Source organism: Rhodococcus sp. ARC_M6 (genome assembly GCF_022810305.1).
GTDB lineage: Bacteria > Actinomycetota > Actinomycetes > Mycobacteriales > Mycobacteriaceae > Rhodococcus_F.
In genome coordinates this window covers 48,163-73,822 of sequence record NZ_JALGQH010000010.1, presented here as the reverse complement: position 1 = coordinate 73,822, position 25,660 = coordinate 48,163, and the positions used below count along the sequence as shown (strand labels likewise).

24 protein-coding genes are annotated in these 25,660 nt (G+C 60.3%); 15 read left to right on the top strand and 9 right to left on the bottom strand.

All coding sequences use genetic code 11. From position 1 onward, the window contains the following. Window positions 1-1,875, bottom strand: coding sequence for a glycosyltransferase (locus tag MTX36_RS13270; RefSeq protein ID WP_243620196.1), 1,875 nt, complete (start codon window positions 1,873-1,875; stop codon window positions 1-3). A 98-nt stretch (window positions 1,876-1,973) separates the two neighbouring features. On the opposite strand from MTX36_RS13270, the gene MTX36_RS13265 reads away from it, so the two are divergent. Then, the gene (locus MTX36_RS13265) at window positions 1,974-4,193 is read left to right on the top strand and encodes a hypothetical protein (protein WP_243620195.1); all 2,220 of its coding nucleotides are present in this window, start codon (window positions 1,974-1,976) and stop codon (window positions 4,191-4,193) included. Here the strand turns inward: MTX36_RS13265 and MTX36_RS13260 are convergent. Continuing rightward, entirely contained in the window at window positions 4,148-4,804 is a 657-nt protein-coding gene (locus MTX36_RS13260; protein WP_243620194.1) for a bifunctional 2-polyprenyl-6-hydroxyphenol methylase/3-demethylubiquinol 3-O-methyltransferase UbiG, read from the bottom strand. The two genes, MTX36_RS13265 and MTX36_RS13260, sit on opposite strands and share 46 nt — an antisense overlap. 108 nt (window positions 4,805-4,912) lie before the next feature. Here MTX36_RS13260 and MTX36_RS13255 point away from each other — a divergent pair, with 108 nt between their 5' ends. Further along, the gene (locus tag MTX36_RS13255; protein ID WP_243620193.1) at window positions 4,913-5,956 is read left to right on the top strand and encodes a glycosyltransferase; all 1,044 of its coding nucleotides are present in this window, start codon (window positions 4,913-4,915) and stop codon (window positions 5,954-5,956) included. Between the two features lies 1 nt (window position 5,957). After that, complete coding sequence (locus MTX36_RS13250; RefSeq protein ID WP_243620192.1) at window positions 5,958-6,887, top strand: NAD(P)-dependent oxidoreductase; 930 nt, start codon at window positions 5,958-5,960, stop codon at window positions 6,885-6,887. Between the two features lie 11 nt (window positions 6,888-6,898). Here the strand turns inward: MTX36_RS13250 and rfbB are convergent, their stop codons facing one another. Further along, window positions 6,899-7,906, bottom strand: coding sequence for a dTDP-glucose 4,6-dehydratase (gene rfbB, locus MTX36_RS13245; protein WP_243620191.1), 1,008 nt, complete (start codon window positions 7,904-7,906; stop codon window positions 6,899-6,901). Window positions 7,907-8,013: 107 nt separating this feature from the next. On the opposite strand from rfbB, the gene rfbA reads away from it, so the two are divergent. The 5 genes from rfbA (at window position 8,014) to MTX36_RS13220 (ending at window position 11,983) form a co-directional block, all read left to right on the top strand. Next, the gene (rfbA, locus tag MTX36_RS13240; protein WP_243620190.1) at window positions 8,014-8,889 is read left to right on the top strand and encodes a glucose-1-phosphate thymidylyltransferase RfbA; all 876 of its coding nucleotides are present in this window, start codon (window positions 8,014-8,016) and stop codon (window positions 8,887-8,889) included. A 1-nt stretch (window position 8,890) separates the two neighbouring features. Beyond that, complete coding sequence (locus tag MTX36_RS13235) at window positions 8,891-9,502, top strand: dTDP-4-dehydrorhamnose 3,5-epimerase family protein (protein ID WP_243620189.1); 612 nt, start codon at window positions 8,891-8,893, stop codon at window positions 9,500-9,502. Then, window positions 9,502-9,972, top strand: a complete 471-nt coding sequence (locus MTX36_RS13230) for a GtrA family protein (protein WP_243620188.1) — start codon at window positions 9,502-9,504, stop codon at window positions 9,970-9,972. Before MTX36_RS13235 ends, MTX36_RS13230 begins: the two co-directional genes overlap by 1 nt. Further along, entirely contained in the window at window positions 9,969-10,799 is an 831-nt protein-coding gene (locus tag MTX36_RS13225) for a glycosyltransferase (protein WP_243620187.1), read from the top strand. The genes MTX36_RS13230 and MTX36_RS13225 overlap by 4 nt, the downstream gene beginning before the upstream one ends. Before the next feature lie 80 nt (window positions 10,800-10,879). Continuing rightward, window positions 10,880-11,983 carry a S1C family serine protease gene (locus tag MTX36_RS13220; RefSeq protein WP_243620186.1) on the top strand — a complete coding sequence of 368 codons (1,104 nt, stop codon included), beginning with the start codon at window positions 10,880-10,882 and terminating at the stop codon, window positions 11,981-11,983. Window position 11,984: 1 nt separating this feature from the next. Here the strand turns inward: MTX36_RS13220 and MTX36_RS13215 are convergent, their stop codons facing one another. Genes MTX36_RS13215 through MTX36_RS13200 form a run of 4 tightly spaced genes read right to left on the bottom strand, consistent with a single transcriptional unit; the run spans window position 11,985 to window position 16,058 of the window. Continuing rightward, window positions 11,985-13,487 carry an HNH endonuclease signature motif containing protein gene (locus MTX36_RS13215; RefSeq protein ID WP_243620185.1) on the bottom strand — a complete coding sequence of 501 codons (1,503 nt, stop codon included), beginning with the start codon at window positions 13,485-13,487 and terminating at the stop codon, window positions 11,985-11,987. Between the two features lie 56 nt (window positions 13,488-13,543). Next, window positions 13,544-14,485, bottom strand: a complete 942-nt coding sequence (locus MTX36_RS13210; RefSeq protein WP_243620184.1) for an alpha/beta hydrolase — start codon at window positions 14,483-14,485, stop codon at window positions 13,544-13,546. A 19-nt stretch (window positions 14,486-14,504) separates the two neighbouring features. Beyond that, on the bottom strand, window positions 14,505-15,512 hold the full coding sequence (locus MTX36_RS13205; RefSeq protein WP_243620183.1) for a PIN domain-containing protein: 1,008 nt from the start codon (window positions 15,510-15,512) through the stop codon (window positions 14,505-14,507). 54 nt (window positions 15,513-15,566) lie between these two features. Continuing rightward, window positions 15,567-16,058 carry a GtrA family protein gene (locus MTX36_RS13200; protein WP_374230479.1) on the bottom strand — a complete coding sequence of 164 codons (492 nt, stop codon included), beginning with the start codon at window positions 16,056-16,058 and terminating at the stop codon, window positions 15,567-15,569. A 45-nt stretch (window positions 16,059-16,103) separates the two neighbouring features. Here MTX36_RS13200 and MTX36_RS13195 point away from each other — a divergent pair, with 45 nt between their 5' ends. From MTX36_RS13195 to MTX36_RS13175, 5 genes are all read left to right on the top strand, one after another. After that, on the top strand, window positions 16,104-17,537 hold the full coding sequence (locus MTX36_RS13195) for an FAD-binding oxidoreductase (protein WP_243620182.1): 1,434 nt from the start codon (window positions 16,104-16,106) through the stop codon (window positions 17,535-17,537). Beyond that, on the top strand, window positions 17,534-18,295 hold the full coding sequence (locus tag MTX36_RS13190) for a decaprenylphospho-beta-D-erythro-pentofuranosid-2-ulose 2-reductase (RefSeq protein WP_094270748.1): 762 nt from the start codon (window positions 17,534-17,536) through the stop codon (window positions 18,293-18,295). Before MTX36_RS13195 ends, MTX36_RS13190 begins: the two co-directional genes overlap by 4 nt. Window positions 18,296-18,385: 90 nt before the next feature. Continuing rightward, a complete protein-coding gene (locus MTX36_RS13185; protein ID WP_243620291.1) occupies window positions 18,386-20,248 on the top strand; it encodes a galactan 5-O-arabinofuranosyltransferase in 1,863 nt (620 codons plus the stop codon). A 64-nt stretch (window positions 20,249-20,312) separates the two neighbouring features. Then, complete coding sequence (locus tag MTX36_RS13180; RefSeq protein ID WP_243620181.1) at window positions 20,313-20,921, top strand: TetR/AcrR family transcriptional regulator; 609 nt, start codon at window positions 20,313-20,315, stop codon at window positions 20,919-20,921. A 65-nt stretch (window positions 20,922-20,986) separates the two neighbouring features. Further along, the gene (locus MTX36_RS13175) at window positions 20,987-21,628 is read left to right on the top strand and encodes a hypothetical protein (RefSeq protein WP_243620180.1); all 642 of its coding nucleotides are present in this window, start codon (window positions 20,987-20,989) and stop codon (window positions 21,626-21,628) included. Window positions 21,629-21,657: 29 nt separating this feature from the next. On the opposite strand, the gene MTX36_RS13170 is transcribed toward MTX36_RS13175, so the two are convergent. After that, window positions 21,658-22,380 carry an MspA family porin gene (locus MTX36_RS13170; RefSeq protein ID WP_243620179.1) on the bottom strand — a complete coding sequence of 241 codons (723 nt, stop codon included), beginning with the start codon at window positions 22,378-22,380 and terminating at the stop codon, window positions 21,658-21,660. A 349-nt stretch (window positions 22,381-22,729) separates the two neighbouring features. Between MTX36_RS13170 and MTX36_RS13165 the strand changes: the two genes are divergently transcribed. Further along, on the top strand, window positions 22,730-24,553 hold the full coding sequence (locus MTX36_RS13165; protein ID WP_243620178.1) for a DUF6541 family protein: 1,824 nt from the start codon (window positions 22,730-22,732) through the stop codon (window positions 24,551-24,553). Between the two features lies 1 nt (window position 24,554). On the opposite strand, the gene map is transcribed toward MTX36_RS13165, so the two are convergent. After that, complete coding sequence (map, locus tag MTX36_RS13160) at window positions 24,555-25,316, bottom strand: type I methionyl aminopeptidase (protein WP_243620177.1); 762 nt, start codon at window positions 25,314-25,316, stop codon at window positions 24,555-24,557. A gap of 53 nt (window positions 25,317-25,369) precedes the next feature. On the opposite strand from map, the gene MTX36_RS13155 reads away from it, so the two are divergent. Next, window positions 25,370-25,639: a helix-turn-helix domain-containing protein gene (locus MTX36_RS13155; RefSeq protein ID WP_243620176.1), complete on the top strand. Its 270-nt coding sequence runs from the start codon at window positions 25,370-25,372 to the stop codon at window positions 25,637-25,639. Window positions 25,640-25,660 lie beyond the last annotated feature (21 nt).

Here is a 25,660-nt window from a genome sequence, read left to right as displayed (position 1 = left end):
TCACTTCTCGTACAGGCGGGCCCAGTTCTCGCGGCTGGTGAGCTGCGGGAACTCGTCGATGAACGCCTGAGCAACACTCGGCGCCTCGGCATAAAAACGCTTGATCACGCCGGCGAGACGGCCGCTCATCTCAGCGGCCTTCTCGCTGTCGAACCGGCGCTCACGCACCCCACCCTGCGACGCATCGGTGACAAAAACATGATCGAAGCGGCCCACATGCCACCACTGCGCGTCCTCGTACGAGATCGCGACGGGACCCCGCTCGAGCTGGTTACGCGCCTGCGTCACAGCACGTTTCGCGAGAACCAGATCCGTCCACAGACCCGGCTTCGGACTTGGCGCGACCCGGCGAATGGGCAACCTGCTCGGCAACTCGGACGCCGGACGAGTCACCGTCTCCGGGAACCGCTTTCGCTCCTCATTGATCGAAGCCAAAGCCTTCTGGCCTCCATCCGCCAAACCGCCGGGTCCCTCGAGGAATCCCTCGATAGCCCGAATCTGTGTGTGCGCGAGACCGTACTGCAAACCGACTATCGAATGTGAAATATCGCGGGCCAATTGCTTGGCCAACGTTTTCGGCGCAAATCCGGGGTCGAGTGAAGCAGTAATCAAACCGTTGCGAGTACTGAAGTAGTGAGCGAACCCGTCGACGTCCTTCCAGTAGAAGTCCGCATGCCAAACAGCAGCCGAGGGCAGTGTGATGGTGGGAATGCCCGCTCGGCCCGCCCGCAAGCTGTACTCGACGTCATCCCACTGGAAAAATACCGGCAACGGCAAACCGATGCGTTCGATGGCCTCGGCGGGGATCAGGCAAGTCCACCAACCGTTGTACTCAGCGTCGACGCGACGTTCCGGAAGCTTCTCGAGAACGCTGGCGTTGCGGACACCGTGCTCGTCCGTCGGTACACCACGCTGAAGTGTGCCCAGATCAACGCGTTCACCCGATGCCAACAGATAGTCCGGATTGAACAGGAACAGCATCTGCGCGCCGATCAGCGCCGGTTCCGTCGTCATGTTCGAAAACGCGCTCAACCGCAGAACCGACTCGGGCTCGCAGAGAATGTCGTCGTCCATCAGGATCACATCGGCATTCGGTCCGGCTTCCGAAGCCTCGTACAGGCCCCTGGTGAAACCACCGGCTCCGCCGAGGTTCGCCTGACGCAGGTAATGCAACCGCGAACCGAACTTCTTCGATACTTCCTGGAACAGCTCACGCGACTCGACCGGATCAGTTCCCTGATCAACCACGTACAAAGCGTCGAGCAAATCCAGGACACGATCATCCGAAGCCAGCGCCGCAACAGTGCGCGCACAGTCATCAGCGCGGTTGAACGTGCAGATGGCAATCGCCACCGGCCGGATCGTTTCCGGCGACGCCACCGTCCACTCGACTTCGTCGACCACGGCATTGCCGCCCTGAGCCTCGAACTGCAGCCACAGGGCACCGCCGTCGACAAACGTGTCGAGCGGCGCGGTCAAGGTGACTGTCTCGCTACCCGTCGCGACAACATTGGTCACAATGCGCCGATGACCGCCGATATCGGAGGCCTGGAGTTGGACGCGGCAGGTGGCCTCGGCCACAATACGAACAGTGACCGTGACCTCGACCACTTTCGTCCAGCGCTGCCAGTAGCTGGCCGGGAATCTCCCGAAAAATGTGTTGGTGTGTGCAACGGCTCCGGGCTGGAGTCGCAACTCGAAACGAGTCCGCGTCGCCACACCTGACTTCGTCACGGCATACAATTCGTCGCTGGCCACCGGCGACGTACCGGTGAACAGCCCACGCTGCACGAGTAGCCGATCCGACGTCGCCCGATGGGAAATCAACTCGACTCCAGGATTGGACTGGTTTTCGGTCTCATTCGCGGTATCCACACTTCGCAGGGTATCCGAAGGGGATTTGCCGCCGTCACTGAAGAACACGGCCTCGGCTACTGTTTCTGGTGCATCCATCCATGCGACCGGGAGAATCTTTGACACTCGAAACGCCGGTTCCTACCCGACGGGAACGCTGGAGTTGGGGTTCCGTGATCCCGGCACTCGTAGGCCTCGGGTTCTTCATGATCACGCAATTCGATCCGCGCTACTTCTATGTCGACGACACCGAGTCCGGCGCGGTCGGCAACTGGCTTCAACTTGGCCATCTCATGCGCGAAGGTGAATTCCCCTCGCTCGTGCTCGACCAATGGATGGCGGGAAACTACCCGGTAGAAGGCCAGGGCGGACTCTGGAATCCGGTCCAGATCTTCATCAACTACATTTCACCGTCCATCGATGACATGGCGTTGTTTGCGACACTCGTCAAGCTCGTGTTCGCCGTCATTCTCGGGTGGGGCGTATACCGCGTTGCCCTCGAGTACGGTGCTCGGCCCTACTGGGCAGCTGTCGCCGGTTCTGCCGCACCGTTTGCCGGCTTCACCCTGTACTTCGAGTTTCCGTCATGGGTGACCTCCCTCTTCGGGATGGCCTGGGTAATACAAGCCTGGGCCAGCGGAATCAGATATGCACGGAATCGGTCGAACCCACTTCCGATGTTCATCTTCCTCTACCTCGCCATAAGCGTCGGATACGTACATAACGCATTGATGGCGGGCGTCGTTGTCGCCTGCCTCATGATCGGCGAGTACGCATACCAGCGAGATTGGCACGTCCCCGTCAAACTCGCCGCGGCCGGCATCGCCGCGGCCGCAGCCGGAGCGATCACCTTCCTGCCCGGAGTACTGACATCTTCCGTCACGTGGCGCAGCGGTGAAGCCGGAACGATCAATGACAATTTCCTCACCGCCCCCTGGTCCGAAACCTTGACCGCCAGCATCCCCTCATCCGTGTCGAGCATCGAATCCTGGACCGGCGAGACAACCTACGCGCCCATCACCTACATCGCTTGGTTCGCGATTCCAGCACTCGCATTCATCGGCTGGCAGGCCGCCTCCCGTGGCCTCCGCGAACTGTGCGCGCCGCTGATCATGCTGGTGTTCGTCCTGCTGTTCACGGCAGGCCCGAGCGCAATCGGCCAAGTACGTTGGCCGGCACGTCTACTTCCCTTTGTTGCCGTAACCGCACTGATACTGCTCGCGATATTGATCAGTAAATACGGCACCACAAAAAATTTGCGAGCGCGAATGTTCGCAGCAGGAGCGCTGGTTCTGATTCTCGCAATCAGAGCTGGATCATCTGGACCTCAGTACTTCGGCCGCCACATCCTCTGGGCGATCACCATAATGATCGCCATCGGGCTTGTCGTCCTCACCGCGAAACGCTGGGGCAGTGCAGCAGCAGCTGGACTGATAATTCTCACGATTGCTCCAGTCGCGTTCTATCAAGTCGCCACATACTCGTCGGTGCTCAGCAAATGGTATCTACCCACCTCGCAAGCAGAAGCCAAAGCAAACTTCCCGGATTGGGAAGGGACAACACTCCAACTCGGAACGCGGAGCTTGACCGACACCTCCAATGCAAATTCCGACCTTCCCTGGACTTCGCAGGTATTCGGCAACTACGCCAAAGTTCTCGACCTCGACTACGTCAACGCTTACACCCCGGTCGGACACCAAGCCTTCAGTGATCTCCTCTGCATTACCTACGATGGGTCCACGTGCGACGACTCCTTCCATCGACTGTTTCAAGAAGACGGTTACACGGGTCGAACCACAGCAGACCTGATGCTTCTGGACCGCGTCGTGCTGCAGAATGCGCAGTTCATGCGCGCCGATCGCCAGCCCCCGCCCCTTGGATGGCATTGGGTGAGCGTCCCGGCAGACATCGCAGACACGGTGTCAGTTCTCGAACGCAACGACGGGCCGATCTCCGACCAACTCGGACGCGTCTCGGCAACTGTGAACGCCGAAGCGACACCAATCTCGTCCGAACCCGACACCGAACATGTGCGTGTCTCATCCGAGCAGGGCGGAAGCATCGTTTTCGCGAGACTGGCCTGGCCCGGATACACCGCCACCCTCGACGGTGAAGTTCTCACAACCAAAGGCCTCGGCGACGTATTCCTCTACGTCGATATCCCACCCGGAACCACAAACGCCGATTTGGTGGTCACCTTCCGCCCGCCAGGTCAACGAATCGGTCTCGTCGGCATGGGATTTGGCGCAGTACTGATCGGCGCAATGACTGTGCTCTACTACCGCGGCAGACGTCACAGCCGCGACGGAACCTCCGCGATCACCACTGACTCGTTGTAGATGAACGGTTTCCCCATCCACCGCGGAAAGGGGAAGGAAAGTGATCGAGTGACAACGAGTCCGGTATCGGCGCAGATCTTTTCCAGATCGGCGCCGTCCAGGAAGACGGTGTGCGTCGGATCGCTGTCGAATCCGCGCTCTTGAGGGCATACCAACATGACCGTCGCACCCGGCTCCAGATACGGCAGATACTCGGCGACGATCCCCGCAACCTCATCCGGCGGTAAGTGCTCGAGCAGGTGTGCCATGAGCATCCCATTGAAAGCGGGACGCTCGGGTTCCGCATGAAACTCTCCGGACGTATAGGCAACCAACCCGAGGGACCGACAAAACTCCACCGAATGCTCGTTGTGATCTACCCCAGCACTTCCAGCCGCAAGGTTCCGCAGATTCCGACCGATACCGCAACCGACGTCGAGAACCCTTCGCCCGCCGAGAAACCGTCGGATGTTCCATTGATACGGTGCCTGAACGTTCAGCACACGCTTCCATCTAGCGCCCTGGAGTTCCTTCAGCCGTGCGGTGTACTCGTTATCGGTGGTATCCGCCCCGCCGCGAATGCCGGCGAACTCCGGGCGCCCATCATCTGTCGATTCTTTGAATTCGGACAACTGACACTCACTTCCCTCGAGTGATCCGGATCATAACTTTTCTCGGCGCGCACTGTCAGGCCACCACTCCGAGAAGTCGGGCGAACTACACGTATACACTGCCCGCCTGTGAAGACCGATAGCACACCCGAGTCGGCGCAAGCCCACCGAATTTCCATCGTTGTGCCGGTTTACCAGGGCGAACGCACACTCAATGCACTGATAGACGAGATCCTTCCTCTCACGACGACACAGACCACACCCCGTGGGCGTCCCATGATCGTCGAAGAGGTGCTCCTCGTCTTCGACCATGGACCGGACGGTTCGGCTGCCGTCATCCGCGCACTCGCGAAACAACATGACTTCATCCGACCCATCTGGCTTTCACGTAACTTCGGTCAACATCCCGCCACCCTCGCCGGGATGGCATCGAGCGGCGGCGAATGGGTCGTGACCCTCGATGAGGACGGACAGCACGACCCCGCTGAAATCGGCGGCCTACTCGACACCGCACTTGACCAGCAGGCGACCCTCGTCTACGCGCAACCCGTCAATGCGGCCCCACACGGCGCATTGCGCAACGCAGCGTCGAAGTCGTCGAAATGGCTCACTACCAAGATTTTGTCGTCCGAGAATTCCGTGAAGTATCAAAGCTTCCGACTCGTCCTCGGCGAGGTCGGACGCTCCGTCGCCGCATACGCCGGCTCCGAGGCATATCTCGACGTCGCCCTAGGCTGGATCGCCGGTGAAGTCACGACCAGTCCCGTCCAACTACGTGAGGAACGTGGCCGAGCATCCGGCTATCACCTCAGAAGCCTACTGTCGCATTTCTGGCGGATGGTTCTCTCCAGCGGCACCAAGGGCCTACGAATGGTGAGCCTCATCGGTTTCTTGTTCGCAGTCGGTGGCCTCGCGATCGTCCTCTACGTGTTGGCTTCGTACATGTTCTTCGACGCCGGCGTCGAGGTGCGCGGATGGGCATCGACAATGATCGTGATGCTCTTCGGTTTCGGTGCCGTCCTCTTCTCGCTGGGCGTGATCGCCGAATACATCGGTGTGGCAGTCAAAACAGCAATGGGAAAGCCTCCCTACCTGATCGTCAGCGATCCGGCAGTCGGCCCACTGGGTCGTCGAGAAGCCTCCGAATCACCCAACATCAAGTCACCCGAATAGCATGAGCATTCCTACCTGGGTAGTCGGCAGCGGTGGCCTCCTCGGCAGTGCCGTAGCGCGCGACCTACATCGCCGCGGAGCCGATATTCGCACCAGTCGCGTGCCGTGGGGGGATCCTGATCGTGCGAAGGACACTCTCTTCGCCGACGCCAGGAAACTGATCGTCGACGCGGCGGGTGGCCCGTGGCGAATGGCATGGTGTGCCGGCGCGGGCGTCAATGGAACCAGTCGTGATGAATTCGCTCGCGAGAACGGACTGATGAAAGACGTCCTCGACGAGTTGGGCACGACGAACGCCGGAACCGGAACCATCTTCCACGCTTCGTCCGCGGGGGGCGTCTACGCAGGCGCACCAGGGGCACCGCACACCGAAGCGAGTGCGACTGCCCCGCTGGCCGACTACGGCTACGCAAAACTCGATGCCGAATCGATAGTTCGCGAGTTCGGTGAGAGAACCGGAACTCGCACTGTCATAGGCCGGTTCGCGAACCTCTACGGCCCCGGCCAGAATCTGGCAAAACCGCAAGGCCTGATCTCACACCTTTGCCGCGGCTATCTAATGTCCATGCCGATCTCGATCTACGTACCTATGGACACGCTGCGGGACTACGTCTACGTGTCCGATGCCGCCGAGATGGTGGTCGACAGCTTCAAACAAGCAGAAAACTCGCCTGTAGGTGTCGTCACCAAGATCTATGCCTCCGGTCGCAGCGTCACGATCGGAGCGATTCTCGGAGCCTGCCACTCCGTGTTCCGGACACGGCCGAACGTTGTCCTTGCCAGCTCCCCACTCGCGTCTGCGCAGGCCAGAGACCTACGGCTGAGATCGATCGTCTGGACAGAACTGGACCAACGACCCCACCGTCCGCTACCAGCCGGCATCGCCTCGACCCTGGACTCGATACGACGGGGCTTGGCCGATCAGAAGTGACATCGCAGGACTCAGTCGGCGGTTTTCTCACCCGCAGCAATGTAAGCCTGCTCGGTCGCATCCTTCTGTGGACGCCACCACAATTCGTTGTCGCTGTACCAACCGATGGTTGCTTCGAGGCCGCTACGGAAATCCTTGTAGCGCGGCCCCCAACCAAGCTCTTCCCGGAGCAAACTCGAATCAATCGCATACCGCACGTCATGACCTGGGCGGTCGGTTACAAAATCGAACTCGTCACGACTCTTGCCCAATATTTGAAGAATCGACTCCATAACTGTTCGGTTGTTCACCTCGCCGTCCGCACCGATCAAATACGTCTGTCCGATCCGTCCGCCGTCGATGATCGCCCACACAGCACTGTTGTGGTCGTCGACATGGATCCAGTCACGAACGTTCAGACCGTCGCCATAGAGCTTCGGCCGCAGCCCTGCGAGAACGTTGGTGATCTGCCGCGGAATGAACTTCTCGACATGCTGATATGGACCATAGTTGTTCGAACAGTTCGACAATGTCGCGCGAACGCCGAAGGACCGCGTCCACGCTCGCACCAACATGTCGCTCGACGCTTTGGTAGCCGAGTACGGGCTCGATGGGTTGTATGCAGTCGATTCCGTAAATCGATCAGGGTCGTCGAGTTCCAGGTCCCCGTAAACCTCGTCGGTGGAAATGTGGTGATAGCGGACGTCGTGCTTACGCACCGCCTGCAACAGAGTGAAGGTGCCCACAATGTTGGTGTGCACGAACGGCCACGGATCGCCCAGTGAATTGTCATTGTGCGACTCTGCAGCAAAATGAACCACTACATCCGCAGCCCCCACCAGCTCGTCAACCAGAACTGCGTCGGTGACGTCACCGTGAACGAATGTGATGCGATCCGCGATGGAATCGAGCGAAGACTTGTTGCCCGCGTAGGTCAACGCGTCAAGCACAGTGACCTTTACCTCGGGACGCTCAACCACCGTCTGATGTACAAAGTTGGCGCCGATAAAGCCTGCACCGCCAGTGACGAGCACCCTCATGTTTGCGCCTCCACAATCACCGAATCGAACCGATCAACCTACCGGCCACGCACGATACCGTGCGCCCGAGATTTGTTTCTCCCGCGAACACTGGAACACTGCGAGTCATGCGCGGAATCATTCTGGCGGGCGGCACGGGGTCGAGGCTGCACCCCATCACACTCGGTGTGAGCAAACAGCTGGTCCCGGTATACGACAAACCGATGATCTACTACCCACTCAGCACTCTGATGCTGGCCGGGATCCGCGACATCTTGATCATCACCACAGTGGACGACGCACCGCAGTTCCAGCGACTGCTCGGCGACGGATCCCAGTTCGGGGTAAATCTGACTTACCAGGTCCAACACGAACCGAACGGCCTGGCACAGGCCTTCGTTCTCGGTGCTGATCACATCGGTTCCGAATCCGCTGCGTTGGTCCTGGGCGACAACATCTTCTACGGTCCCGGTCTCGGAAGTAAGCTCACGCGGTTCGAGAACATCGACGGGGGCGCCGTCTTCGCGTACTGGGTATCGGACCCCACAGCCTATGGCGTCATCGAATTCGATCGCGAGGGCAAGGCGGTTTCGCTCGAAGAGAAACCGGCAAACCCCCGCTCCAATTATTCGGTACCGGGCCTGTATTTCTACGACAACGACGTCGTCGCCATCGCAAAAGACCTCAAACCGTCGGCGCGCGGAGAGTACGAGATCACCGACGTCAACCGCGCCTACCTGGATGCCGGGCGCCTTCAGGTCGAAATACTTCCCCGTGGAACCGCCTGGCTCGACACCGGCACCTTTGATTCGCTCCTCGACGCATCCAACTACGTGCGGACAATCGAAGAGCGCCAGGGACTGAAAATTGGCGCGCCCGAAGAAGTAGCGTGGCGCCACGGTTTCATCACCGATGACGAATTACGCGAACGTGCCGAAAAATTGCTCAAATCGGGCTACGGAAAATATCTTCTCGATCTTCTCGAACGTGGCAAGGACTGGTGACATGACAAGTACTCACATAACAAGCCAGTACCGCGAACTGAAAGTCCCCGGAGCCTGGGAATTCACACCCAAACAGTTCGGCGACGACCGCGGTGTCTTCCTCGAATGGTTCCGCGAACCCGGATTCTCCGACATCACCGGACGCACGCTCGATCTCCAACAAGCCAATTGCTCGGTCTCCGCCGCCGGAGTCCTACGGGGCATCCATTTTGCCGATGTCCCTCCAGGACAAGCCAAGTACGTAACCTGCATCAAAGGCGCGATTCTCGACATCGCGGTAGACCTGCGCGTAGGTTCACCGACCTTCGGGCAGTGGGACTCGGTCCTCCTCGACGACACCGAACGCCGTGCAATCTTCCTGCCCGAAGGGCTCGGCCACGCCTTCCTCTCCCTCGAAGACAACTCAACCGTCGTGTACCTGTGCTCGACCGGGTACGCCCCCGAACGCGAACACGAAGTTCACCCGCTCGACTCCGACATCGCCATCGACTGGCCCACTGTCGGAAGAAACGGGGAACCGCTGAACATCACCCTCTCAGCCAAGGACACCGCAGCGCCCTCACTGCAGGACGCTCTATCCGCTGGGCTCCTGCCCACATTCGGCGAAGGCTGATGGTGTCACCAGACGCAACAGCGACGCCACCCGCCGGGATGACCGGCAAACCCGGCCTACTGATGCGCGTCGTCAAAAATCAGCCACTCGCATTTCTGCTGGTCGGCGGTATCAACACAGTTCTCGGAACGGCATGGTTCATCGTCTGGCAAGTCTCACTCGGCGATCAACTTGGTTATCACTTCGCGATCGTCGCCGGATACCTCTGCAACGTGCTGTGCGCTTTCGCAATGTACCGGTATCTCGTTTTCGAAGTCCGCGGCCACTTCTTGCGCGATTTCTGGCGATTCGTCATCGTCAACTCCGGCGCCTTCGTCGTCAACATTGCGCTGATGACACTCGCCGTCACGCTTCTACATTTTCCACCCATCCCGTCCCAGCTCGTCATCACTGCAGTTACCGCGACAGCAAGTTTCTTCGGTTACCGCGACTTCTCATTCAGTAGAAAAAAGAGAACAGGCACCTCATGACCCCCCGTGTATCAGTCGTCGTCCCGGCCTACAACAATGCCGAATACATTGCCGAGACGATTGATTCGATCTTGAATCAGACCTTCCAAGACTTCGAATTGATCATCTCGGATCATTCCTCCACTGACGACACCATGAAGGTCCTGGCACGATACGCCGACGACCCACGCATCGAAATCCTGACCACAGAAGCCGGCGGCGGTGCAAAGCGGAACTGGGACCGTGTCAGTGAAGCCTCAAACGGTGAACTACTGAAGCTCGTATGCGGTGACGACACGATCTATCCCGAATGCCTCGCCGAACAGGTTGCAGCGTTCGACAAACACCCCACTGTGGTTCTCGTTGCTTCGCAACGCAAACTCGTAGATGCGAACGGAAAGACCATCCTGTCTGCTCGCGGGCTCGCCGGCCTGAAGGGTCTCGTCAGCGGACGAGAAGCCACCCGCAAGACGGTCACCGCTGGAGCAAATATCTTCGGAGAACCCGGGTGCGTGCTGATGAGGCGCTCAGCTTTGAAAGCCATCGGATGGTGGGACGACACAAATCCGTACGTCATCGACGAGGCCACCTACACCGGCGTAGCACTTCAAGGAGACGTCTACGCGATCGCCAAACCACTCGCGTCATTCCGCGTCAACGCCGGGCAATGGAGTGTCCGACTTGCCAAGGAACAGGCCGGTCAGGCGGCTGCATTCCATAAAATCCTGCGCGAGTCCGATCCGACACTCGTATCCGCGATGGACGTCCGGATCGGCGATCTACGCGCACTTGCTACCTCGTTCATGCGTCGTGGGGTCTACATGTTGTTGCGGCATCGCATGTCCTGAGTCAGTCCCAGTCGGCAATCTTCACCGTCACGACACTGGACTATCCGCGGATTGGGTACACCGACGATATGGGTCGACCGATGAGGAAACGCAGCGGAAAACGTAGCCTGTGGCTGGCCGGGCTACTCGTATTGGGACTGGGTGGGCTCGCATTGGTCGCGCCGCCTCTCACACCTGGAACGTATCCCGGCACCACAGAATCTGCGCCCGTCACGGTTATCACTACCGCCCCGCCGTCACCGATCGTCTCGCTCACACCCGAAGAACTCGCGGCACGGGTGGTCCCCAGCATCGTGACGATCACTTCCTCCGGAGGATTCACCACCACCGCCGGAACCGGCATCGTTCTCTCTCCTGACGGAGTGGTGTTAACCAACCACCACGTCATCAGCGGAGGTTCCGAGATTACTGCGACAAGTATGTCCAACGGCCTGATCTACGACGTCGAGGTGCTCGGCTACGACAGCGATCAAGATCTCGCGGTGCTTCGGTTGGCCGGCGCATCCAATCTTCCCAGCGCGACTGTAGGCACGGCCGAAAACGCCAAGCGAGGCGATCCGATCACTGCGATCGGAAACGCCGAAGGCGAGGGTGTTCCACTGCCTGCACCCGGAGTCATCACCAACTTGGGCGTCACGGTCAATACCCGCAATTCGACGGACGGATCACGAAACCAGCTAATGGGCCTTATCGAAGTAGACGCCGACATCCGGCCCGGCGATTCCGGCGGTCCTCTGGTGAACGCCGCTGCCGAGCTTATCGGTGTCAGCAGTGCCGGCAACGCCATTGCTGATCGCACCGAAACCTCGCCCGCCCCACAGTCGTACGCTATACCCATTGATATCGCCCTTCCCGTTGTCGACCAAGTACTCAGCGGACTCTCCTCGGAGACGGTTCGTGTCGGCCCGACACCAATTCTCGGCGTAGCCGTCAAGGATCACCGCGACGCCTCGCCCGGAGCGGAAGTTGTTGCTGTGAGCTTTGATTCACCCGCCGAGAAGGCAGGTCTCACCAAGGGTGCCGTCATCACCGAATTCGGCGGCACCCCCATAACTTCGTCCGCAGATCTCAACTCAGTGATGAGCTCACGAAAACCCGGCGACGCCATCGATGTGAAGTGGACCGACGCACAGGGTCAGCCGGCCGCCGGGTCCCTCGTCCTGGACGAGGGCCCGCCGCGGTAATTCAGATCGCTCCGGGATCTGCGTCGTCACCGGATGAATCCTGCCGACCCGCTTTCTCGCGGCGCTGAGTGTGATTGCGACGCCGGATGATTGCGTAGGCACGATCCAGTAGCTCACTCGGATGGTGCCGAAAGTTGACTCGCGGGCGTCGTTCCGGATCTATGTGTGCGGGTGGTGTCCACTCGGTTCTGCCGGCATAGGCGTCATCGCCGGTCCGAGGATTGGTTTTCCAGCCCTCGCCGCCCTGCTTCACCGAACCATGACAGCTGTCGCAAGCAAGTGTGAGGTTGTCGATGTCAGTGCGGCCTTTGTCATTCCATTCGGCCATGTGGTGCACCGCACACCGCGACGGCGGGGCATCACAATTCGGTCTGGTGCACCCCCGATCTGCAGCGATGAGAGCCAACCTCTGGTCGACGGAGGCCAACCGTTTTCCTCGACCGAAATGTAGTGGTCGGCCGTTCTGATCGAAGAGAACCAGCACCGGATGTGCTTTTTCAGCCATCGCCAGTGCCTCGTGAATGGGAAGAATTCCGCCGGTCGCGGTGGTTGCCACACCTCCGATCGATTCCTCCAACTGCGCCAACGTCATAGTGATGATCACGGTTGCCGGGAGGCCGCGGTGCTTGCCCAATATGCCGTCGTCGAGCACACATTTGAGCAGCGCCGAGAACGCGTCGTGGTTCCGTTGACCTGCGGAGCGGGTGTCTCGTGCTGCGGCCGCAACGATGTCGGACTCGCGCACTTCACTGCTGTCTCCGGTCGGCGATTCGGGATCATCCGGGTTGTTCATGCCGGGCCTCGCCCACTTGGCCAGAACCACATCGAGTCGTGCACGCGCGACCGGATCCAGTTCGCCAGAAATCCGCGACATCAGATCCACATCTTGGTGCCGGACATTGAGATACCGTCGGCGGCGCCGATCTCTGTCGTCGGTGAGTGCGCCATCCGGATTGAGCCAGGCCAATGCCTCGACCCCCGCTGCAGTGACTCCCTCGGGAGTCCCGGTTCGGGCATACTCGGCCAGGATCATCTCGAGGCTTTGGCGCGCTTCGAAATCGACGGCGTTCGGAACCTTGTGCATTACATCAGCAATGGACGAAATGTGGTCACGGCCAATGTCACCGTCCCGCACGCCTTCTCCCGTTCCTGCCAGTACCGCCGGAAGTGATTCCCCCAGAGGTGAAACCCGCTGCACCACAGACTTTGCCGCCCGCACTCGCCGCGACGCATCAGTCGCGGAAATTCTCAGCGTCTGGATGAGCAGTTGATGGGGTGAGCGCAATCCGTGCCGGATGTGCAGACTACGACTCAGGCACTCCGAAATAAGCTGGTATGCAATGGCATCCAGAAACCGAACAATTCTCTCCAACCGTCGTAGAGACTCGAGAACGGCATCCTCCGTGAGCACAGAAACAGGACATTGCACCAACTCTTCAGCAGCGCACAACAACACATCGGTCAGGTCACCATGCCCACCGTCATCTGGCTCGATTTCGTCCACAAGAACCCCCCGGTTCGAACTTGCTCCAAACCTTAAACCTGGGGTCCGACAAAAACTCAGGCGATGCGAATCGAGATGAATTTTGCGACGTCGCGAAGCGCAGCCCGACTTTCCGGCAGACTCGGCAACACCGCCGGAAATGCGTGAATTTGACCGTTCCAAATCTGCAGCGAACATTCGACTCCAGCTGATGAAAGCCGCTGCGCCATCAGTTCCGAATCGACTCGGAGCACTTCGGATTCGGCCGCGATCAGCAGCGACGGCGGCAGGCCGGCAAGGTCGCCGTCAATGGGCGACAACGCCTTACCACCCAATTTTCCGATGGCCGCCAAGGCTGATACCGGAGCAATGACATCGCGTCGGGCATTGGCGTGAACAGCTTTCGTGGTGCAGTCCAGATCAAGGAGCGGCGACAGTCCGACCAACCCGGCCGGAACTGCGAGTCCGGCAGCAGCGGCCGCCAATGCCGTTGCGAACACCAGGAATCCACCCGCCGAATCACCCACGAATACCGTCTTCTCCGGCAAAGCGCCCTGCGTCAGGAGCCATCGATAGGCACTGAGGCAATCGTCGACCGACCCACTGATGGACGTAGTCGGCAACTGCCGATACGCGAGATGCAACACCGGCAGACCTGTTCGTTTGGCAATACTCGCAACCACCGGACGATGTGTGTTGAGGCCGCAACACATGAACCCCCCGCCGTGCAGGTACAGGACAACACCGTCACGAATATCGGCGGTCGAGCCGGCGATATGCACCAATTCGCCGTCGAAACCCGGAAAGCGCACGGCTTCTCGATCGATGCCCGACGGAATCCGCACCCCCGCCGCAGTATCCAGAACCGAAGCACGTCGAATGGCGCCGAGCGTCAGCGGCGCAACTCCCACCACCGGACGAACCATCCAGCGGCACGCGTTGTACAGAACCTGCGATTCGAGACTGGGCCTGCCGTACCGCATACCGGTCCGGCGAGTGACTATCGGCGTCAGAGACATCCGTTGAGGTTAGAAGCGATCAGCTTCCGAAGAGGTCGACTTCGTCAAGATCCTCGACGATCGTCATTTTCCTTTTCCGTCCGCCGATGACCTTGCCGAGATTGCGCAAACCACCGGTCGACGCTTTCGGAGCGGGTGGAATGCGCTGTGGTGCGACTCGGGTCCGAGCAGCCCGCTGCACAGGCTTAGGTGCAGGTGCAGGTGCAGGTGCAGGTGCCGCAACAACCCGTTCAACAGGCGTCGGCCCCACAGCAACCACACGCTCTTCGGCAAACTCCTCGACAACGTCCACCGCAACGACGTCAGTCGCAATTGTCACTGCAACGACGTCAGTCGCAATTGTCACTGCAACGACGTCAGTCGCAACTATCACCGGCGCAACCAGTTCCGGCGTGACAACTTCCGCCTCGACAGACTCCTCGATCTGCGCCGGCCCGTCGAATACGGGGAACTCCTGCGCCCACCGGACGTGACTGGCAAGTCCACGCGATTCGAGTTCGCAAACAAGATCTTCGTGCCACGATGCGTCGCCGGAGTCCCCGAACGCGCGCGCATCGTCACTCACCCAGAGCACTTCGACGCCCGGGTTCCGGTCGGCAAGATCGAGCACTGTCAGCCAGTTCAGGGTCGCGGGATATCCGTCGCGCTTTTTCTTGTCGACGTACGGCCTGCGCATCGAGATTGCCCGTTCGGCGATCTCGATGTGCGACACCTCGACTGGATCGACAACCTCGACTCCGATCTGCCGGAGATCGTCCACAACGTCTTGGACATACCCGTCAGCTTTGTCGTGGGCCGCGTCGATGAATCGAGTGAGGTCTCGGCGTAGGCCGAGTCGGTCGTACATCCGTGCCGACGCACTCAGCGCGGCGATCATCTCTGCGGATTCCGCGCGGTAGCGGTTGGCTACGTCGAGAACTACCAGGTGGGGTACGACTACGCGGAGTCCGCGGGCCTTGGCGTCGGCAATGGAATTGTCGAACCGCACACCCCGAGACAGGGCGGAGGAATCGAGGACGATGATCATGGTCTCGATTCTCTCTCGAGAAACCGGACGAATACGCTAATTCACCCCGAACCGTTACTTGATTTTAAAGATCACAGCCCGCTGAACGATGAAGTTGATGACCGTCGCGGTGCCCTGCGCAATGACGAAGGCCAAGGGCAGACTCCACCACTGGTCGTCGAAAACCTGGTTCATCAGCTCGTTGAGCCAGACCTGGATCCCGAAAGTCACGGCATACAGCACCACAACAGCGATGAACCGCGTACGCGACGGCTCGGCCTTGAACGTCCACCGGCGATTAATGAGATATGCCGTCGTGGTGCCCGCGACGAAGCTCAGCGATTTTGCGGCGATGCGCGGCAATCCCAGCGCGAGGAGCAGCACGTACAGCCCGTAATCTACGACCGCCGACAACCCGCCGGTCGCTACAAACCGGATGATCTGCGTTTTCAGGTCCATTGCATCATCGGCGAGGTCCGTCGTGACGGGGATCTCCACCGGCAACGGGACATGGGGTTCGTGCTGGTGGTTCGCAGGCGTTTCAGGCACGACGACGAGAGTAACCACTCGAGCCGAAGCTATCCGCACTACTCCCAGGTAACCTCTACCTTGATGTCCACGACAGCAGAAGAGACGCCGCAGCAGGCTCTCCACACCCAAGCCCGCACCCTCACCGGTTGGGGACGCACCGCCGCCACCACCGCACAGGTGTTGTCCACCCCCGACGTGGAAGTAATCGCAAGCGCGGTTGCCCAGGTTGCGGAAAAGAACGAGTCCAAGCCGTCGCACTTGCGACGTGGTGTCATCGCGCGCGGTCTCGGCCGCTCGTACGGTGATCCGGCGCAGAATGCCGGCGGCTTGGTCATCGACATGAATGCGCTCAACCGTATTCATCGGATCGATCGTGACACCGCTTTGGTGGACGTCGACGCCGGAGTGAATCTGGATCAGCTGATGAAGGCTGCTCTGCCGTTCGGCCTGTGGGTTCCGGTGTTGCCGGGTACTCGCCAGGTCACGATCGGCGGCGCCATCGGATCCGACATTCACGGCAAGAACCACCACAGCGCGGGCAGCTTCGGCAACCACGTCGTGTCGATGGATCTGCTGACGGCCGACGGCAAGGTTCGTACCCTCACCCCCAAGGGCGGGCGCAACGATCCCAAGGCTGCTCTCTTCTGGGCCACCATCGGCGGCATGGGCCTGACCGGCATCATCTTGCGCGCGACCATCAAGATGACGCCTACCGAAACGGCGTACTTCATCGCCGACGGCGATGTCACCCACACTCTCGACGAGACCATTGCGCTGCACAGCGACGGTAGCGAAGCCAACTACGAGTACTCGAGCGCCTGGTTCGACGCGATCTCCGCGCCCCCGAAGCTCGGCCGCGCGGCAGTCTCGCGTGGTTCCCTGGCGAAGCTCGATCAGCTTCCCACCAAGTTACAGAAGGACCCCCTCGCGTTCGACGCGCCGCAGCTGCTGACGTTCCCGGACGTCTTCCCGAACGGCCTCGCCAACAAGTTCAACTTCAGCGCGATCGGCGAGGTCTGGTTCCGCAAGGCGGGCAACTACCAGGGCAAAGTCCAGAACCTGACGCAGTTCTACCACCCGCTCGACATGTTCGGTGAGTGGAACCGCGCCTACGGATCCAACGGTTTCCTGCAGTACCAGTTCGTGGTGCCGCCGGAGGCGGTCGAAGAGTTCAAGAAGATCATCGTCGACATTCAGCGTAGCGGGCACCACTCGTTCCTCAATGTGTTCAAACTCTTCGGCGAGGGCAATCAGGCACCGCTCAGCTTCCCGATCCCGGGCTGGAACATCTGCGTCGACTTCCGCATCAAGCCGGGGCTCAACGAGTTTGTCACCGAACTCGACAAGCGTGTCCTCGAATTCGGTGGACGCCTGTACACGGCCAAGGATTCGCGGACGTCCGCAGAAACCTTCCACGCCATGTACCCGCGCATCGACGAGTGGATCGCGACGCGCCGAAAGTATGACCCCACAGGCGTTTTCGCCTCCGATATGTCCAGAAGGCTGGAACTGTGATCAACGCTGTAGGTAACCCGCAAACTGTTTTACTTCTCGGTGGAACATCCGAGATCGGCCTCGCTATGTGCGAGGAGTACCTGAAGAAGGCGCCGGTTCGCGTCATTCTGGCGACGCTCCCCGGTGATCCCGGCAGCGATGCCGCGGTCAAGCAGTTGGAAGCCAAGGGCGCCACCAAGGTCGAGGTTGTCGACTTCGACGCCGTGGCCTTCGACAGCCACCCCAAGGTCATCGATGCGGCATGGTCCGGCGGCGACGTCGACGTCGCGATCGTTGCATTCGGCCTGGACGGCGACCCCGAGGAACTGTGGCAGAACCAGCGCAAAGCTGTGCTGGTCGCAAACGTCAACTACACCGCGGCAGTGTCCGTCGGTGTGTTGATCGGCGAAAAGATGAAGGCTCAGGGCTTCGGCAAGATCATCGCGATGTCCTCGGTTGCCGGTGAGCGCGTTAAGCGCGCCAACTTCGTCTACGGCTCCACCAAGGCCGGCCTGGACGGCTTCTACCTGGGCCTCGGCGAGGCGTTGGCAGAGTTCGGGCCGAGTGTGACGGTGGTACGTCCGGGCATGGTGCGTACCAAGTTCAGCGCCCACGTCAAGGAAGCGCCGCTCACTGTCAACAAGGAAGACGTCGCGAAGCTCGCTGTTGCAGCGTCCGACAAGGGCAAGGAAATCGTCTGGGCTCCGGGTCCGTTCCGCTTCGTGATGATGGGCCTGCGCCACGTCCCGCGCGCGGTTTTCCGGAAGTTGCCGGTCTAAGCTCTTTTCGTGTCACAGACAACAACTGAGCCTGCTCTGAAGAATCTGTCCCCGTCGCCGTGGCGTAATGCCGCGGCGACGGTGGTGGAAATGCTGCTCGCTGCATTCGTGGCCGTCGCCGTTGCGGCGGTAGGACTGTTCGCTTTCAGCAAGGTCGACTGGCCGGCGTTCACGTCGTCGAATGTCACGCAGGCTGTCACGACGGTCCTGCAGGTCGTCTGTATCGCCGTAATCGGCATTGCCGTTCTAATGTTCCGCGCCCGAAAAGCCGAACGTTTCGCGAAACTCCTGTCGTGGGCTGGACTCTCGGGATTCGTGACGACGACGCTCGGGCTTCCCCTCGCTGCGACAACCTTGTATCTGCACGGGGTTTCCGTCGATCAACAGTTTCGCACCGAGTACCTGACCAGGCTCACGGATTCTGCTGCGCTGCATGACATGACGTACGTCGATCTGCCGCCCTTCTATCCGGCCGGCTGGTTCTGGATCGGCGGACGGGTCGCGAACCTGCTGGGAATGGACGGCTGGGAAGCGTTCAAGCCTTACGCAATCGGCTCATTGGCGGTAGTTGCCGTTGTCGCACTGGTGTTGTGGACCAAGCTGATTCGACGCGATTGGGCTGTTGTCGCCGCATTGGCCGTCACGGCAGTCGTGTTGGCGTACAACTCTCCTGAGGCCTACGGCGCCGTCGTCAACCTGCTGATTCCGCCGGTACTGATCTTGGCGTGGGGCGCGCTGGATCGGCCGGGCGCACAACGCTTCGCCGGAGCGGGCGCTGTTCTGGGCACCGGTTTGTTCCTCGGATTCGCCGCAACCGTCTACACCTTGTATCTCGGGTTCACTGCCTTTGCCGTGACGTTGATGGGGGTCATTGCCGCGGTACTCGCCGCGCGCGCCCAAAACACCTGGAAAGCCGCACTGGGGCCGCTGGTTCGGTTGGCAGCAATCGCGGTAATCTCCGGCCTGGTTGCGCTGATCGTGTGGGCTCCCTATCTGATCAAGGCCCTCTCGGGCGCTACCGCGGAGTCCGGCACAGCGATGCACTACCTGCCGGATTCCGGTGCGGTACTGCCCTTCCCGATGCTGAAATTCTCACTCGTCGGCGCGCTCTGCATGTTGGGCACCGTCTGGTTGATTTCCCGTTTCCTGTTCTCACGCCGCGCACGTGCGCTGGGGATCGGCGTTATCTCCGTCTACCTGTGGGCTCTACTGTCTATGACGGTCACCGTCGCGGGCACCACCCTCCTCGGATTCCGACTTGAACCCGTACTCATTGCCCTCCTCGCAGCAGCCGGCGTGTTCGGGTTCTTCGAGTTCGCGGGATGGATTGTGTTGGCCACAAGTGAGAATCCTCGGGTCAAGGCAGTGTTGGTTGCACTCGGCGTGATCGGCACAATTGCTTTCGCGCAGAACATCCCACAAGTATTGGCACCGGATATCGCTGTCGCCTACAGCGATACTGACGGCAACGGCGAACGGGGCGACAAACGTCCGCCCGGAGCCGAAGCGAATTATGCCGACGTCGATCGCATCATTCGCGAGCAGTTGGGTCGCGAACCCCATGACCTCGTGGTGCTGACGGCCGACATCGGATTTTTGAGCTTCTACCCGTACTACGGGTTCCAGGGACTCACGTCGCACTACGCAAATCCGTTGGCAGACTTCCGCGCTCGCGCGGAACTGATCAAGAAGTGGTCGGAACTCGATACGTCCGACGAGCTGATCGCGGCTTTGGATTCCGCACCGTGGCGGGCACCCGACGCCTTCGTCTTCCGCCAGGGAGCCGACGGCTACACCTTGCGTCTGGCCGAGGACGTCTATCCCAACGATCCCAATGTTCGCCGATACACAGTCACATTCCCGAAAGAACTGTTCGACAGCCCGCAGTTCACAGTTACCGAGCAGGGACCATTTGTGGTGGTAACCCGCACCGGCGCAAGCCGACCGGGATAGACCTCACAGTGGGCTTCCTGACGAGGGCGTTGACGCAGTGCCCTCCGCACCCTAACTTCATACGGTGACGAGAACCGATGCCCGAGCGGCAATGATCGATGCGGCCGAGCGATTGGTGGCAGAGCGTGGCCTGGCCGCGATGACCTTGCGTGATGTCCAAACTGAAGCGGGGCAGGCAAACAAGTCGGCCGCGCAGTACCACTTCGGTTCACGTGAAGGGTTGCTGACAGCGGTGGTCGATTCGCGGATGAAGCCTGCCGGGGAGCGTCGCCGTGAACTCCTCGACGCAATCGACCTCGGGCCGCAGCCTCCCACCATGCGCCAACTGGTGGAAGCGTTGATCCTGCCGTTGGCGGAGCAAACCATCGAACGTGAGCACAGTTTGTACGCTCGGTTCCTGGTGCAGTCGATTTTTGATCCGGCGATGTCGTCGACCATCCGTGAACACATGCGCGCTGAGAGTTTCCGGGACGTTCGACGCCGGATCGAGTCCATCTCCCCGTTGCCGGCCGATATCGCGGAGTTGCGAACGGGCACGCTGGCGGTTCTCAGTGTCGTAACTTTTGCCACCTGGGAAGGCAGAATTCACGGACCGGCAGAGTCTGCGCCGATCGTCGCCGATCTGATCGAAAGTTGCCTCGGGGCCTTGAACGCACCTGCACCGGCGAGGTAAGTCCAACCGTTCACACCGAGTTTGTCGCCGTCATCTCCGGGGTATTCGGCTGTTACATGGGGCAGTTGACAGCAACTGCATCCACCATCTTGCCGGGGCAGGTGATGACATTGAGCGAACTCTTTGCGCCGAGTCGCGAATTGGTTCCGCATCGCGCAATCTTGGATGCAGCGGAGCACACTCTTGTCATTGCGCGGGGGCGGCCGTACGGCGCGGAGCAAGCGTTCCACGAGTTGCTGGGTGTTGCCATCCGCCATCGCGTCGAAGTGCTCACTCTGGCGCGGGCACTGATCGATGTCTCCGCCGCGCGACCTCCGGACGACCTTCCCGCGGATACTGCACATACGGTCGCACTCCAGGAGTGGGGCGACCTCTTGGATCTTCCTGTGCAGGAACGCCCCTCGCTGGACAGTGGAGCCTCGGACAACATCGAGCCTGCTGTGGATTTTCTACTCTCCTCAGATGCATCCGGACGTGTCGTGAATGTGTCACTTGCCTTCACTGTCGGCGCGATCATCGGACTCTTCGCGCACGACTGGATGGTCTTGTTGCTCGTGACGGCGGTATGCACCATCTGGGCATCGGTAGCGATCGTCGTGAAAATTGTTCGACACTCGCGCACACACAGTTGGGCGAGTTCAGATTCAAAAACCAGGTCGAACCCTGAGGGCAGCAACAACTCTCGCCGTCACGCTATTGCAGCGTAACGGCGAGGGTTGTTGAGTCGCATCAGCCCCTAACCTTGAAGACGCTGCGGCGCACCGTAAGTCACTACCGTGTCACCATTGGACGTGACCGCCTTTGCATATGGCCGAATGGTTACCGGTCCGAGGGCGCCCTGCACATACCCGTGAACTCCGGACAACCGCACCGACGCTTCCGGACCGTCGAACGACTGGCCCTCCAGCAATGCGACATCGGTGATTCCGCCCGGAGACAGATCAACATCAAGTTCCTGCGACGGAATGATGTCTCCACCGATCACAAAACCGTTCGAGATGTCGAGTCCCAGAATCGGCTCGTTCGCGATATCGCCGATACCGAGATTCGTTCCACCGGTCACGCCCCAGTCGAGTCCCGGAGTGTTGAGCACGACAGTTGCACCGGCCAAGGCGATCGGATAACCGATCTGATAGCCGATTGTCAGCTTCGTGCCGGTGAAACTGTCGGCGCCTGGTCCGTCGATCTTTACGCTTGCAATTCCGTCGTGGAAGAACTCGACGCTGAGCGGGGAACTGTCGAGCGGCGGAACGGTATGGATTGACGTGTCCATTTGCAGGACTTCTATCCGGTTTCCTTTGGAGTCGACAATCGAACTGGCGTTGTCGACGCCGGCCGATGCACTGGTGCTGCCTAAGGCGATAGCAAGGGCCGCGACGGCCCCGACCACGCCGATACGAGACTTTCTTCCCACACTGTTCTCAGTCGCTGCGCCGTCACAAGCCCGTGGAGTCGTCATGCACAAGCACCATCCCATCCGGTAGTGGCCCCGGACGAATTTCCGGTTCGTGGACAGAACAGAATTCGTCGAGGCTGTGTCAACGAATTCGAGTTGCACGAATTCGAGCAAGACTCTTCGGAGGTACCCACGTCACAAAGCCGTCAAACTGCGGCGGCCGATGATCTCGATCCGAGCACGTCAGATCCAAAATCGACGAATGGACGTGTCCCAAATATCCCGCTCACCGCACTGTCGGCGAAATGTGAACACATTGTTCGTTAGGCTGACGGGAGAAGTTACCGAATCGATACCTGAGTTGCCACCTCGTAACCACTGAGATGGATGACATCCGGAAGGCTCCGACTGCATGACCGAGACTCTGTCCGAAAGCCGACAACAACTGGTCGAGGCAACCCCCGGGCGGATCCGTTCAGTCGTCAACCGCAGTCGAATGATCGATCTGGCGATCATGGTGATCTTCGTCCTCGCTGCTGTGTGGGTGATGTCGAACCTCTGGCGCAATCTGGAATCCGGATACCTGGTCAATGCCGGCCGCGACCAGTCCATGTGGGAATGGTTCTTCGCCGATACGGCTCACGCTCTCTCGCAGTTCCGCACGCCGCTGTACAGCGACCTACTGAACTACCCGCTCGGTGTGAATCTGATGGCCAACACCGCAATGTTCGGCATCAGCATGCCGCTGGCGCCGCTCACGCTAATCTTCGGTCCGACACCGGCGTACGCGATCGGGTTGACGCTAGGCCTCGCTGGTACCGCAATTGCCTGGTACTGGACTTTTTCCCGTCACGTCCTGACCGGCGATTCCATCCGCACCAAATTTGCAGCTGCAGCCGGTGGCGCATTCTGCGGATTTGCCCCGGCCATGATCTCGCACGCCAACGGACACCCGAACTTTGTCGGCTTCTTCGTAATTCCGTTCATTTTCATGCAGGTCATCCGCGTTTCACGTGGAACCAAGCCGGTCCGGGACGGCATCATCCTGGGACTGCTGATGGCCTGGCAGATCTTCCTCGGCGAAGAACCGCTTCTCATCTTCACGATGTCCGCGCTCGTGTTCGGCGCGGCCTATGCGTGCTCGGATTTCGCCAAAGCACGAGCCGCGATCAGGCGCAGCTTGCCCGGCCTGGCCGTCGGCGCGATCGTGTCCATTCTCATCACGGCAATTCCGCTGTACTCACAGTTCTTCGGCCCCGCCAGCTATGACGGTGTCGGCCACGGTCAAGCCGGAGCCGACTTCGGGGCATTCACTACCCTTCCGACCGAATCCGTTGGCGGCGACTCGAACGGCGCCGAGTTCCGAATGAACCCCACCGAGGAGAACGCGTACTTCGGTTGGCCGATCGTCATACTGATCCTCGGCGGAACTGTGTGGCTGTGGAAGAACAAACTCGTTCGCGCGGGCGCAGCTGTCATCGTGTTCATGGGCGTGCTATCGCTGGGATCCGAGCTTGTGTACAACGGCGATCACACCGGCATCACCTTGCCGTGGAAGTTCCTGGCGCACTTGCCACTGTTCGAGTCGGTGTTGGAGTCACGCTTCGCGATGGGTGCGATTCCCGCCATCGGCCTGCTTCTGACACTCGGCACGTACCGCGCGCTGGTCGAAATTCGAGATCCGCGCATCCCACGTCGCATCGTGCCCGGCGCCTGGTTGATCGTGTTGGCGATCGCATCGGTTGTTCTCATTCCGACGCGCATCGATACCGTCGAGCGCCCGGCCACTCCCGAGTTCATCAGCAGCGGATCGTGGGAGCGGTACGTCAGCGACGGCTCTCTCGTATCGGTGCCCGTATCCAACGGAGAAGAAGTACGGGCGATGCAGTGGCAGGTCGACTCCGATTTTGCATTCCCGATCGCCGGCGGCTACTTCGTCGGCCCGCATTCGGTCACCCGCGGCGGCATCTACGGCGCCGAGTCACGTCCCACCTCGTCACTCCTGGTGAAGACCAAGGAAACGGGCCAGATCCCCGCCATCGACGCGACTACCCGCGCCAATGCATTGACCGATCTCCAGTTCTGGCACGCCGACGTCCTCGTGCTCCCCAAAGCTGACGACGACAACGCCCTCCGCCAGACTGTCAACGATTTGGTGGGCTTCGACGCCAAGCCCGTCGACGACGTCTGGGTGTGGGATGTTCGGAGCCTCGTGAGCGGCAAAACCACCAACTAGGTCACCTGGTCAGAATCACCGGTCCGTCCTCGGTGATCGCCACCGTGTGTTCACTGTGGGCGGCTCGTGCGCCGGTCAATGTCCGCAACGTCCAGCCGTCGGCATCGTGGCGATAATCGTCGGTGCCGTCGGCGATGAGCATCGGCTCGATGGCGATCACAAGGCCTGGCCGAAGTCGCAGGCCTTTGCCGACGCGACCTTCGTTGGGCACATCCGGTCCTTCGTGCATCTCGCGCCCGATGCCGTGCCCACCGTGATCGGCGAGCATTCCGTACCCGAGACCGCGGGCGTGGTTTCCGATCGCGGCCCCGATGTCGCCCAACCGATTTCCCGGTATCGCGGCCGCAATGCCCAGCGCTAGCGCCTGATCGGCAGCGTCGATCAATGCCTGATCCTCGCGTCTCCCCTGCCCGACAACGAAGCTGATAGCCGAGTCGCCGCACCAACCGTCGAGTTTCGCTCCTCCGTCGATGCTGATCAGATCGCCATCCTTCAGTCGATATGCGTCCGGAATACCGTGCACCACAGCATCATTGACACTGGCGCAGATGACACCGGGAAACGGCGACGCCCCGTGGGGCGCGTAGTTGAGGAACACCGGCGATGCTCCCGCCCCGGATATAACGTCTGCGGCGATCGCATCCAGCTCGAGTAGCGTCACGCCGACGCGAGCATTTTCTCGCACCGCCGCCAGAGCGTCGGCAACGATCTTGCCTGCGGCTGCCATTGCATCGATCTCTCCTGCGGTTTTCAGTTCCACCATCGTGAAGCACCTTCTCTTGTTTCGAATAACTATACCGGTATTACTATAGGCATATGGTGCGTGTGCCGTTGACGGCGGAAGAACTCGAACGAGGACAGCGACTGGGCGAACTCCTGCGCTCTGCACGCGGCGACCGGAGCATGGTCCAGGTGGCACTTGATGCCGGAATATCCGTGGAGACCCTGCGCAAGATCGAGACGGGCCGCATCGCGACACCGGCCTTCTTCACCATCAGCGCAGTTGCCGAAGTGTTGGGCATTTCACTCGACACGCTCGCCAAGACACTCGAAACGCCGCAATCGCGGGAAAAAGCCGCATCCTGAGCCCGTCTCTCAGGATGTGAC